Annotated in this window: 9 protein-coding genes; 5 read left to right on the top strand and 4 right to left on the bottom strand. The window is 68.6% G+C overall.

Features of this window, described 5'->3' with window-relative positions; translation table 11 throughout:
• Positions 1-132 precede the first annotated feature (132 nt).
• A complete protein-coding gene (locus tag AUL33_RS12535; protein ID WP_062208363.1) occupies positions 133-624 on the bottom strand; it encodes a hypothetical protein in 492 nt (163 codons plus the stop codon).
• Positions 625-740: 116 nt separating this feature from the next.
• Positions 741-2,507, bottom strand: a complete 1,767-nt coding sequence (locus AUL33_RS12530) for a methyl-accepting chemotaxis protein (protein ID WP_062208360.1) — start codon at positions 2,505-2,507, stop codon at positions 741-743.
• Positions 2,508-2,850: 343 nt separating this feature from the next.
• On the opposite strand from AUL33_RS12530, the gene clpB reads away from it, so the two are divergent.
• Positions 2,851-5,466: an ATP-dependent chaperone ClpB gene (gene clpB, locus AUL33_RS12525; protein WP_062208357.1), complete on the top strand. Its 2,616-nt coding sequence runs from the start codon at positions 2,851-2,853 to the stop codon at positions 5,464-5,466.
• 80 nt (positions 5,467-5,546) lie between these two features.
• On the opposite strand, the gene AUL33_RS12520 is transcribed toward clpB, so the two are convergent.
• Positions 5,547-5,933, bottom strand: a complete 387-nt coding sequence (locus AUL33_RS12520) for a PRC-barrel domain-containing protein (RefSeq protein ID WP_062208354.1) — start codon at positions 5,931-5,933, stop codon at positions 5,547-5,549.
• Positions 5,934-6,073: 140 nt separating this feature from the next.
• Between AUL33_RS12520 and AUL33_RS12515 the strand changes: the two genes are divergently transcribed.
• The 4 genes from AUL33_RS12515 to mgrA all read left to right on the top strand — a co-directional run bounded on the left by AUL33_RS12515 (position 6,074) and on the right by mgrA (position 10,703).
• The gene (locus AUL33_RS12515) at positions 6,074-6,910 is read left to right on the top strand and encodes an aldo/keto reductase (protein WP_062208353.1); all 837 of its coding nucleotides are present in this window, start codon (positions 6,074-6,076) and stop codon (positions 6,908-6,910) included.
• 181 nt (positions 6,911-7,091) lie between these two features.
• On the top strand, positions 7,092-8,459 hold the full coding sequence (locus AUL33_RS12510) for a L,D-transpeptidase (RefSeq protein ID WP_244492189.1): 1,368 nt from the start codon (positions 7,092-7,094) through the stop codon (positions 8,457-8,459).
• Between the two features lie 8 nt (positions 8,460-8,467).
• Positions 8,468-9,547 carry an extensin family protein gene (locus AUL33_RS12505; protein WP_062208350.1) on the top strand — a complete coding sequence of 360 codons (1,080 nt, stop codon included), beginning with the start codon at positions 8,468-8,470 and terminating at the stop codon, positions 9,545-9,547.
• A 118-nt stretch (positions 9,548-9,665) separates the two neighbouring features.
• Positions 9,666-10,703, top strand: a complete 1,038-nt coding sequence (mgrA, locus tag AUL33_RS12500) for an L-glyceraldehyde 3-phosphate reductase (RefSeq protein ID WP_062208347.1) — start codon at positions 9,666-9,668, stop codon at positions 10,701-10,703.
• Positions 10,704-10,853: 150 nt separating this feature from the next.
• Here the strand turns inward: mgrA and AUL33_RS12495 are convergent, their stop codons facing one another.
• On the bottom strand, positions 10,854-12,794 hold the full coding sequence (locus AUL33_RS12495) for a M23 family metallopeptidase (RefSeq protein ID WP_062208344.1): 1,941 nt from the start codon (positions 12,792-12,794) through the stop codon (positions 10,854-10,856).
• Positions 12,795-13,082: the final 288 nt, after the last annotated feature.

Below are 13,082 nucleotides of genomic sequence, written 5' to 3'. Positions count from 1 at the left end.
GGAGAGGGTTCGGGCCGGTCCGCCCATGGGGTCCGGCCTATCCTGATGAACGATCATGGCACGAGCGCGAAGAGAAATCTCGCAGCTGCGAGAAAAGGAGGGTGCGCCCCGTGCGGAACGTTCGGACGGTCTTTACGCGATGCCGAGACGCCCCTTCACCATGCCGATCGCCACCGAATGATTGGCGAGGCCGAGGCGGATCAGGTCGAGCGCGATGTCGCGCAGGCCTTCGTTCGGCATGCGCGCGAGTTCCGCGATCAGGCGCTCGCGGTCGTCTTCCTCTTCCTCGCAGTGGCGGATGCGTCCGGTCAGCAGTTCTCGCAGGTCCGCGTCCTTCAGCCGGACGGACTTGCGGTCGCGAAAGCCGCGCAGGCCCCCGTCGTCCGACAGGAAGTCGAGACCGAGCGCCGAGATCGTCGCAAAGACCGGCGTGCGGTCGCCGTCGGGGTCGTCCATCCAGTCGATCGTCAGGAGCCTGTGCTGCTCGAGATAGACGAGGGCGGCCGTCACGGCGCCGCGATCCTCGTCCTCCAGGAGATCCCAGACCTGCAGGCCCGCGGGAAACAGCGGCGCCAGCTGACCGAGAACGCGGCCCTGAAGGTTCCGGTCGAGGATCTCGGTCATGGCGGCACTTTCATCGGAAGGAGACGTTCGGCCGCGTGGGCGGGAACGACGGGGGACAGGGGGCATCGTCGGCGCAAACGAGCCGGCCGCCTCGATGCGAGGCGGCCGGCAGGGACCTAGTGGCTCATCTTCTCGAAGCCGCCGTCGCCGCCGAGATCGAAGTCGAAGCCCTCGTCGGCCGATCCGGGCCTGCGGCTTGCCTTGGCGGCAGCGCGATCGGCGGCAAAGCCCTGCGCCTTCGCTTGCAGGGCCCGAACGTCCTGTCCGGCCGCCGCCGTGGTGGCAGTCGAGGCCTTCGCGGCTTCGACCTTGCGGGGAGGAGCCGGGATGGCCGCGGCGCCCTGGAGCTTGGCGATCTCGCGGGCTTCTGCGGCCTGCGCGCTCGCGCGCTCGGCTTCGGTGAGGCGGAAGAAGCCGGCGCGATCCTCGAGGCGTCCCGCTTCCGCCGAAAGCTGTTCGGATGTCGCGGACATCTCGTTGGCGGCACCGGCATTGGCCTGCGTCACCTGATCCAGCTGCTGGATCGCCTGGTTGATCTGCTCCACCCCGATCGACTGCTCGCGGCAGGCCGCCGAGATCTCGGTGATGAGTTCGGCCGTGCGCTGGATGTCCGGCACGAGATTGCCAAGCATCCGGCCCGCCTCTTCCGACGCCGTCAGCGTCTGCGACGACAGCGTGCCGATCTCCGACGCCGCCTGCTGCGAGCGCTCGGCAAGCTTGCGCACTTCGGACGCCACCACCGCGAAGCCCTTGCCGTGCTGACCCGCACGGGCCGCCTCGATCGCGGCATTCAGCGCCAGAAGGTCGGTCTGGCGGGCGATCTCCTGCACGACCTGGATCTTCTGGGCAATGATGCGCATCGCCTCGACGGAGTGGGCGACGGCCACGCCGGTCTTCTCGGCGCTGATGCTGGCCTGCGCCGCGATCTTCTCGGTGGTGGATGCGTTGTCAGCGTTCTGGCGGATGTTGGCGGTCATCTCCTCCATCGCGGCCGAGGCCTGCTCCGAGGCCGCGGCCTGCTCGGTCGAACCCGACGAGAGCTGATCGGCGGTCGAGGCGGAGTGGGCCGAGCCGGACAGGACATGGCCGGCGGAGGCGCGCACCGAGGAGACGATGTCGGAGAGCTGCGCCGCCATCGCCGTCATGGCGCGATGCAGGTCGCCGATCTCGTCACGCGAGGTCGATTCCAGCCGGTGGGTGAGGTCGCCGCTGCCGATCGCCTCGGCCAGCGCCACGGTCTGCCGCAGGCCGCGGCTGATGTGCCGGCCGAGCCAGTAGCCACCGCCGCCGAGCACGAGGAGGATCGCGCCGAGAATCACCGCCACCGTCGTAGCCTCGCGCCACATCTGTGCCTCGAGGTCGTCGACATAGACGCCGGTGCCGACCGTCCACTTCCACGGCGCGAAGACCTTGGCGTAGCTGAGCTTGGGCGACTGCACGTCGCTGCCGAGGCGCGGGAAGACGTAGGAGACGAAGCCGCCGGTGCTGGAGACGGCCAGCATCTCCTTCACGTAGGCGACGCCGTTGGCGTCGGTCCGCTCCAGCCCGTTCGTTCCCTCCAGCTCCTTGCGTGGATGAACGGCGAAGGTGCCGGTCTCGTCGAGGGCGAAGAGATAGTCGGCGGCCGGGCCGTAGCGAAGGCCGCGCAGCGTGGTGCGGGCGCGTTCCTGTGCATCGTCGAGCGTCAGAAGTCCGATATCGGCCTGCTGGCCGAAATACGCGAGCATCGTCAGTGCGCTGTCGACCTGGGACTGGATGAGCAGCCGCCGCTCCGCCAGCATGTTCCCCTCGGACTTCTTCAGCTCGTAGACGAAGCCGGCCGTGACGATGCACGACGTCAGGACGATGAGGGCCAGCAGCTTCCGGAAAATGGTCAGTCTCATGTGGTTCCCCCACGTCGGCCGAACGGGCCTCGACGTCCCTCTTCTAGCGCACATCTTTTAAGGGCTTGCTAAACCGAAGAACTGAAACACGCTCGACAGGGATGGAGGCCGACGCCGATAGCATCGCGGGATGTTTGCTTGGGATCGTGGGGCCCGGGATCGTGGGCTTGGCGATCGAAGGCCTTGCGATCGGCGGGAATTTGCGCGGCGGCCGCCGGGCCGCTCTTTCACGCCCCGCGCGCGCTTCCCATATTCCGCTCAGCGGTCGGCCGGAACGGCGACCGACTCCCCACTTGGGCGATCATGCCGGCCACCGGGTGATCTGCCGATCAGGAGACACGACATGGATATGGAACGGTACACCGAGCGGGTTCGCGGCTTCATGCAGGCGGCCCAGACGCTGGCGCTTTCGCGCGACCACCAGCAGTTTCTGCCCGAACACCTGCTCAAGGTGCTCGTGGACGACAACGAGGGCCTCGCCTCCGGCCTGATCGAGCGCGCCGGCGGGCGCCCCAAGGACGTGCGCCTCGGCGTCGAGGCGGCGCTCGACGCGCTGCCGAAGGTTTCGGGCGGCAACGGCCAGATCTATCTGGCGGCCCCGACCGCCAAGGTCTTCGCGACCGCCGAGGAGATCGCCAAGAAGGCCGGCGACAGCTTCGTCACGGTGGAGCGGCTGCTTCTCGCGCTGGCGATGGAGAAGTCCGCCAAGACCGCCGACATCCTCGCCCGCGCCGGCGTGACGCCGCAGGCGCTGAACACGGCGATCGAGGCGATCCGCAAGGGCCGCACCGCCGACAGCGCCTCGGCCGAGCAGGGCTACGACGCCCTGAAGAAATATGCGCGCGACCTGACCAAGGATGCACGCGAGGGCAAGCTCGACCCGGTGATCGGGCGCGACGACGAGATCCGCCGCACGATCCAGGTCCTGTCGCGCCGCACGAAGAACAATCCCGTTCTGATCGGCGAGCCCGGCGTCGGCAAGACCGCCATCGCCGAAGGCCTGGCGCTGCGCCTCGTCAACGGCGACGTGCCGGAAAGCTTGCGCGACAAGCAGCTGATGGCGCTCGACATGGGCGCGCTGATCGCCGGCGCCAAGTATCGTGGCGAGTTCGAGGAGCGGCTGAAGGCGGTGCTTTCCGAGGTCACCTCGGCCGAGGGCGGCATCATCCTCTTCATCGACGAGATGCACACGCTGGTCGGCGCCGGCAAGGCGGATGGGGCGATGGACGCCTCGAACCTCCTGAAGCCTGCGCTGGCGCGCGGCGAGCTGCACTGCGTCGGCGCCACCACCCTCGACGAGTACCGCAAGCATGTCGAGAAGGACCCCGCGCTCGCCCGGCGCTTCCAGCCGGTCTTCGTGTCGGAGCCGACGGTGGCCGACACGATCTCGATCCTGCGCGGCCTGAAGGAGAAGTACGAGCAGCACCACAAGGTGCGCATCTCCGACTCGGCGCTCGTCGCCGCCGCGCAGCTTTCCAACCGCTACATCACCGACCGCTTCCTGCCCGACAAGGCGATCGACCTCATCGACGAGGGCGCGGCGCGCCTGCGCATGGCCGTGGACTCCAAGCCCGAGGCGCTCGACGAGATCGACCGGCGCGTCGTGCAGCTGAAGATCGAGCGCGAGGCTTTGAAAAAGGAGCACGACGACGGCGCCCGTTCGCGGCTGGAGCGGCTGGAGGTCGAGCTTGCCAATCTCGAGGAGGATTCGGCCAAGCTCACGGCGTCGTGGCAGGCGGAGAAGTCGAAGCTGGGTCTGGCCGCCGATCTCAAGCGCCAGCTCGACGAGGCCCGCAACGAACTCGCGATCGCCCAGCGCAAGGGCGAGTTCCAGCGAGCCGGCGAACTCGCTTACGGCGAGATCCCGCGGCTGGAGCGCGAGCTGAAGGAGGCCGAGGCCGGCGACGGCAAGGTCTCGATGGTCGAGGAGACCGTGACGCCCGACCACGTGGCGCAGGTCGTTTCGCGCTGGACTGGCATTCCCGTTGACCGGATGATGCAGGGCGAGCGCGAGAAGCTGCTGTCGATGGAGGATGCGCTGGCCAAGCGCGTCATCGGGCAGGGCGAGGCCGTGCAGGCGGTGTCGAAGGCGGTGCGGCGTGCGCGGGCCGGACTGCAGGACCCCAACCGGCCCATCGGCTCGTTCATCTTCCTCGGCCCCACCGGCGTCGGCAAGACCGAGCTGACGAAGGCGCTGGCGAGCTTCCTCTTCGACGAGGAGACCGCGATGGTGCGGCTCGACATGTCGGAGTTCATGGAAAAGCACTCCGTCGCCCGGCTGATCGGCGCGCCTCCCGGCTATGTCGGCTACGAGGAGGGCGGCATGCTGACCGAAGCCGTGCGGCGCCGGCCCTATCAGGTGATCCTCTTCGACGAGATCGAGAAGGCCCATCCGGACGTCTTCAACATCCTCCTGCAGGTGCTCGACGACGGTCGCCTGACGGACGGGCAGGGGCGCACGGTGGACTTCCGCAACTCGCTGATCGTGATGACCTCGAATCTGGGCTCGGAATACCTGACCTCGCTCACCGACGAGCAGGATGTCGACGTCGTGCGCCCGCAGGTGATGGACGTCGTGCGCTCGGCCTTCCGGCCGGAATTTCTCAACCGGGTCGACGAGATCGTCCTCTTCCACCGGCTGAAGCGCTCGGAGATGGGCGCCATCGTCGACATCCAGATGAAGCGGCTGGAGACGCTGCTGGAAGACCGCAAGGTGGTGCTCGATCTCGAGCCAAGCGCGCGCGACTGGCTGGCCGAAAAGGGCTACGACCCCGCCTACGGCGCGCGTCCGCTCAAGCGCGTCATCCAGCGCGAGGTGCAGGATCCGCTCGCCGAGCGCATCCTGACGGGTCAGGTCAAGGACGAGGACCACGTGAAGATCTCGGGGGGCACTGACCGCCTGAACTTCTACGTTACGGGCTCGAAGACCGCGGCCGACGGCGAGCGCGTCGCCGCCTGACCTCAAGGGCTCCGCGGCTTCGACATGCAGAAAGGGGGCGGTTCTCGCGAGCCGCCCCCTTTCGATTTCCGTCAACGGTGTCAGTAGTAGGCGACGCCGTAATAGTCGTTGATGCGCCGACCGTAGTCGGGATCCACCCAGTTCGGACTGGCGTTCGCGCCGTAGCGCGGGGCCTCCTTCAGCTGGTCGATGGTGATGCCGACGACGTAGCCGCCTTGGCGCTCGTCGTATTTCAGCACCTCCCAGGGCAGGGGATGGTAATCCTCGCCGATGCCGAGGAAGCCGCCGAAGGACATGATCGCGTATTTCACGCGGCCGTCGCGCTTGCCGATGACGATGTCGTAGATGTGGCCGAGATTGTCGCCGTCGGTGTTGTAGACGCGAGTTCCGTTGACGCGGCTGGCCTCGATCGCGTCGGCGCCGATCTCGACATCCGACACGGCGCCGGTTCCAAGGGTCGATGACATGGGGTCCGCTCCGTCTCAAGGTTGTTCTAACCTGTGAAACGGGCGGGGGCGCCGCCCGTTCCCTCCCGCCTTGGCCTGACCCTGCTTCCCGCCGACGCCGTTCGCCTTACCTTCGCCCGAGCGAGAAGGAGTGTCAGGGCATGAAGACGATCCAATTACGCGACGGCGCCGTGATCCCGGTTCTCGGACAGGGCACCTGGATGATGGGCGATGCGCCGGCCCGGCGCGCCGACGAGATCGCGGCGCTGCAGCTCGGGATCGATGCCGGCATGGTGCTTCTCGACACGGCCGAGATCTACGGCGACGGCGCCTCGGAAGAACTGGTGGGCGAGGCGATCGCCGGGCGGCGCGACGAGGTCTTCGTGGTCTCGAAGGTGGCGCCCTCCAACGCCTCGGCGCGCGGCACCGCGGCGGCCTGCGAGGCCAGCCTGAAGCGGCTCGGGCTGGAGCGGCTCGACCTCTATCTCCTCCACTGGCGCGGGCGCCACCCGCTCGCTGAAACGGTGGGCGCGCTGGAGGATCTCGTCACCGCCGGGAAGATCGCCCGTTGGGGCGTCTCCAATTTCGACTTCGAGGACATGGAGGAGCTCTTCGCCGTTCCCGGTGGGGCGCGCTGCGCGGTCAACCAGATCCTCTATCATCCGGGCGAGCGCGGCATCGAATTCGACCTCCTGCCCTGGATGGAGCGGGCGGGCGTCGCCGCCATGGCCTATTCGCCGATCGGACAGGGCGGCGATCTCCTGCGCCGGCCCGCGCTGCGCGAGATCGCGTCGCGCCATGGCGCCAGTCCGGCGCAGGTGGCACTCGCCTTCGCGCTGCGCCAGCCCGGCCTCATCGCCATTCCCAAGGCCGGCTCGCCCGCCCATGTCCGCGACAATGCGGCTGCCGCCGACCTCGCGCTGACACCCGAGGACTGGGCGGCGCTCGATGCCGCCTTCCCGCCGCCACCGCGCAAGATGCCGCTCTCGATGATTTAACGTCGTCGTCGGCGGCGCTGCTGCGGGCAAGTGTGCCGTCGACGGAGCCATCTTCGCGCCCGTTTCGTTTGCGATGGCTTAACCATCTTTTGCGCAGCATGTGGGCCGGACCGAAGGTCGGCGTATTCGCATGGTGCGTTGGCAGGCAGTGAGACGGGCAGGAAGCGGGAGTTCGGACGAGATGGCGACGAAGACGATGTGGACGATCGGCCTTCTGGCGCTCGCCGGCCTGTCCGGCGTGACGCCTGCGGCGCATGCGCAGGGCGTCGATCCCTATTTCGAGGATTACGGGCCGGGCACGGAAAGCTTTGTCGACGACAACGGCAACATCGTCACGGTGGACTCCTACGGCCGCGTCATCGCGGTGGAGCGTCCGCGCCGCGCCGCGCGCGGCGAGCGCGGACCCCCGCGCGGCGATCTGCAGTTCGAGGGCCGCGTTTCCGAGACCCCTCCGGGCGTCGAGCTCGGCTTTCCCGACATGGGCGCGGGCGGCGGCGGCTTCTACGACGGCCCCGTCGAATCGGCGCCGCTCCCCCCGCCGGGTTCGACGCAGAGCGCCGGCCTGCCTGACGCCGCGACCACCGGCTCGATCCCGCCGGACGAGGGGCTCGGCGGCTACACGCCCTCGATCGGCAGCGCGCCGATCGGCTCGACGCTGCCCGAAAGCCACCCCGCGCCGCGCGTTGCCGGCCCAACGGGAAAGAACGCCAAGACCGAGACGGCTGCGCTGCAGGTGCTGCTCGACCGCGCCGGCATCTCGCCGGGCGTCATCGACGGGCGCATGGGCTCCAATGTCGACAAGGCCGTCGCGGCCTATACCGAGATGACCGGGCGCACGATCGACGCCACGAACGCGCAGTCGCTGGTCGAGGAGCTCGACATCACCGGCGGCCCCGCGATCGCGACCTACGAGATTACCAACGAGGATCTCGGCGGCCCCTACGTCGCCTCGATCCCCGAGGACTACGCCCACAAGGCGGCGCTGCCGGCCATGTCCTACACCCGCGTCACCGAGATGCTGGCCGAGCGCTTCCACATGGACGAGGGCTACCTCAAGGAGATCAACCCCGGCGCCGATTTCGACCGGCCGGGCACGCGCATCAAGGTCATGGCGGTGGGCGAGAACGCCACCGGCGAAGTCGTTCGCATCGTCGCCGACAAGGGCCGCGAGCAGGTGCGCGCCTACGATGCGAGCGGCCGGCTCGTGGTGGCCTATCCCTCCTCGATCGGATCGACCTCGACGCCTTCGCCCTCGGGTACGGTGGAGGTCGCCCGCATCGCCTTCGACCCGAACTACACCTACAACCCGAAGATCAACTTCAAGCAGGGCGACAACGACAAGATCCTGACGATCCCGCCCGGCCCCAACGGCCCGGTCGGCACGATCTGGATCGCGCTGTCGAAGCCGACCTACGGCATCCACGGCACGCCCGAGCCCTCGATGATCGGCAAGTCGAACAGCCATGGCTGCGTGCGCCTGACCAACTGGGACGCCAAGGAACTGGCGAAGCTGGTGAAGCCCGGCACCGTCGTCGAATTCACGGAATAGCCGAACGCATGCGCACCGAGACCTCCCGCCGGCTCGTGGCCGCCCTGCTGATCACCGCTGCCATCGCCTCCGGGCCGATGGCGGGCCCGGCGCTGGCGCAGGGCTCCGTGCCCGTACCGACCGCCTCGCCCAATGATCCCCCCGCCCCCCCGGCAGGGGAGGGGGCTTCTGTCCCCGCCGGCGACGCCAAGACCTCTCCTGAGACCGACCCCGCCGCGCCGCCCACCGACGTGCCGGTGCCGGAGGCGCGGCCGACGCCCCCGTCCGAACCCGTTGCGGAAACGCCGCCGGCTCCCGATGCCGGGCCGGTGCCGGCGCCAACCCCCGAGCCGGACGCCGTGCCGACGCCCGCGCCCGCGCCGCCTTCGGCAGGGGAGGGGGCATCCGAACCCGCGGAGGCCGGCACCGCGCCCGCCGGCGCCGAACCGTCGCCGCAGCCGGCCTACGTGTCGCCTGAGAAGGCGCGCACCACGGCCGAGCCCACCGCGCCCGAGACGCCGCCGATGGAGGTCACCCCCGCCGAGACGGTGGACGCCGCGGCGGCCGTCGAGGATGCCATGCTCTGCGAGGCCGACCTCGAAAAGCGCGGCGCCGCCTTCACCGTGGGCGAGACGATCGCCGAGGGCGATTGCGGAGTGCTGCGCCCGGTCGAGCTGACGAAGCTCTCCTCCGGCGTCACGATTTCGCCGGGCACGAAGTTTCTCTGCCGCACAGCGCTCGCGCTCGACATCTGGATGAGCGACAGCGTCGAGCCGGCGGCGAAAGCGGAACTCGGCGGCGCCACCGTCAAGGCGATCGCGCAGGCCTCGACCTATGTCTGCCGCGCCCGCGCCAGCGAATCCAAGATCTCCGAGCACTCGCGCGGCAGCGCCATCGACATCGCCGCGCTCACCCTCTCGGACGGTCGCAGCCTCACCGTCGAAGCGCATGCGCCGGGCTCGGCGGACGACCGCTTCTCGGCGGCGATCCGGCGCGGCGCCTGCGGCCCGTTCAAGACGGTGCTCGGACCCGGCACCGATTCCGACCACGGCACCCATCTGCATCTCGACATCGCCGCCCGCTCCAACGGCTCGCTCTACTGCCGCTGAGGGCGGAACGGGACGGTGCTCGCGCGACGGACGGCATCCCAAGTCTTCCATCGCGTGGGCGTCGGTTTAAGTTCGGCCGCGATTCGTCACTGCGACGAACGATTCGTGGAGGACCCTTATGCCCTATACCGCCGCCGACACCCGCTACGGCGAGATGCCCTACCGCCGCTGCGGACGTTCGGGCCTCGATCTGCCCGCGATCTCGCTCGGCCTCTGGCAGAATTTCGGAGGCACCGACGTCTTCGAGACCGGCCGCGCGATCCTGCGGCGCGCCTTCGATCGCGGCGTCACCCATTTCGATCTCGCCAACAATTACGGCCCGCCCGCCGGCTCGGCGGAGGAGAACTTCGGCCGCTGGATGGATCTCGACTTCCGGCCCTACCGCGACGAGCTGTTGATCTCGTCGAAGGCGGGCTGGGACATGTGGTCGGGCCCCTACGGCAATTTCGGCTCGCGCAAGTATCTCGTCGCCAGCCTCGACCAGAGCCTCAAGCGGATGGGGCTCGACTATGTCGACATCTTCTACCACCACCGTCCCGACCCCCGCACCCCGATCGAGGAGACGATGGGCGCCCTCGACCAGATCGTGCGCTCGGGCAAGGCGCTCTATGTCGGCGTCTCCTCCTATTCGCCGGAGCTGACGCGTCAGGCGCACGCGATCTTGAAGGATCTCGGCACGCCGATGCTGATCCACCAGCCGTCCTACTCGATGCTGAACCGCTGGACCGAGGACGGCCTTCTCGACACGTTGAGCGAACTCGGCGTCGGCTGCATCGCCTTCTCGCCGCTGGCGCAGGGGCTCCTGTCGAACAAGTATCTCGGCGGTGTGCCGGAGGGCTCGCGCGCCTCGAAGGGCAAGTCCTTCTCGGCCGATCTCGTCAGCGAGGACAATCTCGGCCGCATCCGCGCGCTCGACGCCATCGCGAAGCGGCGCGGCCAATCGCTGGCGCAGATGGCGATCGCTTGGGTGCTGCGCAATGACCGCGTCACCTCGGCGCTGATCGGCGCGCGCACGGTGGAGCAACTGGATTCATCGCTCGACGCGCTGAAGACGCCGGGCTTCACGAGCGAAGAGCTGGCCGAGATCGATGGCTTCGCAAGCGAAGGCGGCATCGACCTCTGGCGCTCGCAGTCGTCGATCAAGCCGAAGGACTGATCGGCAACGGCCGTTCGACAAACGAAAAATCCCGCAGTCGCCTTGCCGGCGGCTGCGGAACCGGCACGTTGGCAGAGCTGAACGGTTTGACCTCGCCGCAACGCCGGTTTGACCCGCGTTGCACGTGAAACATCGCCAAACTTCGAGCCCTCAGCGCCCGGCCACCCGCATGTCCTCGACGCTCTCCTTCAGAAGATTGTCGATGCGCTGGCGCTCGCGCTCGAAGGCTTCCAGTTGCTGGCCCTGCAGCTGGCGGCCGGAGGGCAGGCGGATGCGCAACGGGTCGACACGAGTGCCGTTGACCGCGACTTCGTAATGCAGGTGGTTGCCGGTCGAGAGGCCGGTCGAGCCGACATAGCCGATGATCTGGCCCTGCCGGATCTGCGCGCCGGGTCTCACACCCTTGGCGATCGCGCTCTGGTGCGAATAGGAAGTCTCGTAGCCGTTGGGATGCTTGATCACGGTCTGCTGGCCGTTGCCGGTGGACCAGCCGGCGCGCTCGACGACGCCCGAGCCGGAGGCGAGGATCGGCGTGCCGCGCGGTGCGGCCCAGTCGACGCCCCAGTGCATCCGCGAATAGCCGAGGATCGGATGCCGGCGCGAGCCGAAGGGCGAGGTGAACCGCCCGTTCGGCACGGGATTGCGCAGGAGGAACTGTCGGGCGCTGCGCCCGCTCTCGTCGTAATAGTCGCTCTGGTCGTCGTCGTCGGTGAAGAAGCGGTAGTAGCGCTTGGTGTCGGTCCCGAACTTGGCCTCGACGAAGACGATCTGCGATTCCTGGCTCGCATTGTCCTTTCCGTCCTCGAGCGAATAGAGCAGCGTCAGCCGGTCGTCGGAATCGAGGCGCGCCTGGTAGTCGACGTCGGGCGCCAGGATCTTGATCAGCCTGCGGCAGAGCCGGTCGTCGAGCCCGTAGGCGAGCGCCGCTTGATAGACGCCGTCGTAGACGGTGGGCATGCTCTGGCGCAGCGGCGCCTCGGTGGCGTTCTCGTCGAAGGCCTCGGCGACCGAGCGGCTGAGCGCCGGCTCGGGGCCTTCCGCGAACCGTCCGTCGTCGCCGAGCGCCACGGTCGCCAGATGCCGCTCGCCGCGATAGGCCGACAGGCGCACGATGCGCGAGCCGTCGCCATCGGGCTCGAGGCCGAGGCGCAGCACCTCGCCGGCGCCCATCTCGTCGCGCCGCAGGCTCTTCGCCAGCCTCTCGGCGGCGGGGCCGGCATCGGGATGGGCGCTCTCCTCCAGCGCTTCGCGGATCGCCTTGTCCTCGCGGAAGGGGACGATCTCCTCGAAGTAGCGGGTGGACCGCGTTCCCGCCGTCTCGGAGGCCGAGACCGAGACGTTTTCCTGAATGACGCGGAAGGCCGAACCCGGCACGTATTCCTGCGCATCGCTCATGCCGCCGAAGCGCGAGGCGTCGAAGGACTGGATCGCGGCGACCTGCACCGGCGCCGCGTCGCGGCGGGGCGCCGCCATGCGCACGAGCTGCTCGGCCTCTTTCGTGCCGATGTCGGAGAAGTCGTCGAGCGAGCGCGAGGTGACGTCGAAGGCCTCCACCGCCAGCTTCACGTCGCCCTCGAGCTTGGCGCCGTAGAACTGGCCGGTCTCCGTGCTCGCCTTGTCGCGTCCCGCGTCGTCCTCGTCCCCGCCGCCCTCGCCGAAGACGGTCATCGCGTCGAAGGCGGGATAGCTCGTGGTGGTGGGATGGCGCGCGCCGAGCAGCATCGAGGCATAGGCGAAGGGCACGGCCCGCACCACTTCGCGGCCGCCCTCGCGAACCATCGTCGGCACCTCGATCGTCGAGCGGTTGCGATCGATGGGAATGAGGGTCGCGAAGACGCGCTCGCCCTTTTCGGTGAGGTCGTTGACGGTGGCGGTGGCAACGCCCACCACGGCCGGAGAAACGAGGGTGCGCCGCCCGTCATGGGCGGCCGAAAGCGCGATGCCCATCATCGCCGTCGAGGTCAGGCCGGTGAGGAGGGTTCCCGCGAGCCAGCGGGCGGACACCTGACGGCGATCGGGCTTGCGACGGCGGTCGGCGACGAGCGGAGGCTGGTTTCCGAAGTCCGGCTTGCGATAGCGCTCGTGGTTCATTCCTGTCCTGTGCGTTGTCTCGCGGGGATGTCCGCCCCAACCGGGGCGAAATCGCGACGACGCCCGGTTCGGAACCGGACTTCGCATCCAGCTGTTGCCGAAGGGAGACGGCTGGGTTCGAAACGTCGATAGAGCGGAAGGCTCGGTCCTCTGTCAACCGGAGGGGTCTGGGCGGGGTCACCGGGACGGGCCCGTCTCAGGCTTTCGATCGGCTGATGAACCGGTTCCCTGATCCTTCCGCTATGCAGACCAACGGCTTAACGACCTCAATTGCAGAAATAAGCGTTT

The sequence above is a fragment of the Aureimonas sp. AU12 genome (assembly GCF_001463705.1).
GTDB lineage: Bacteria > Pseudomonadota > Alphaproteobacteria > Rhizobiales > Rhizobiaceae > Aureimonas.
The sequence above is the reverse complement of the archived record's forward strand: the minus strand, read 5'-3'. Positions and strand labels throughout refer to the sequence as shown.

Bases quoted from the DNA above. Each gene is read 5' to 3' on its own strand.
- AUL33_RS12535 (WP_062208363.1), bottom strand. From the start codon at position 624: ATGACCGAGATCCTCGACCGGAACCTTCAGGGCCGCGTTCTCGGTCAG.
- AUL33_RS12530 (WP_062208360.1), bottom strand. From the start codon at position 2,507: ATGAGACTGACCATTTTCCGGAAGCTGCTGGCCCTCATCGTCCTGACG.
- clpB (WP_062208357.1), top strand. From the start codon at position 2,851: ATGGATATGGAACGGTACACCGAGCGGGTTCGCGGCTTCATGCAGGCG.
- AUL33_RS12520 (WP_062208354.1), bottom strand. From the start codon at position 5,933: ATGTCATCGACCCTTGGAACCGGCGCCGTGTCGGATGTCGAGATCGGC.
- AUL33_RS12515 (WP_062208353.1), top strand. From the start codon at position 6,074: ATGAAGACGATCCAATTACGCGACGGCGCCGTGATCCCGGTTCTCGGA.
- AUL33_RS12510 (WP_244492189.1), top strand. From the start codon at position 7,092: ATGGCGACGAAGACGATGTGGACGATCGGCCTTCTGGCGCTCGCCGGC.
- AUL33_RS12505 (WP_062208350.1), top strand. From the start codon at position 8,468: ATGCGCACCGAGACCTCCCGCCGGCTCGTGGCCGCCCTGCTGATCACC.
- mgrA (WP_062208347.1), top strand. From the start codon at position 9,666: ATGCCCTATACCGCCGCCGACACCCGCTACGGCGAGATGCCCTACCGC.
- AUL33_RS12495 (WP_062208344.1), bottom strand. From the start codon at position 12,794: ATGAACCACGAGCGCTATCGCAAGCCGGACTTCGGAAACCAGCCTCCG.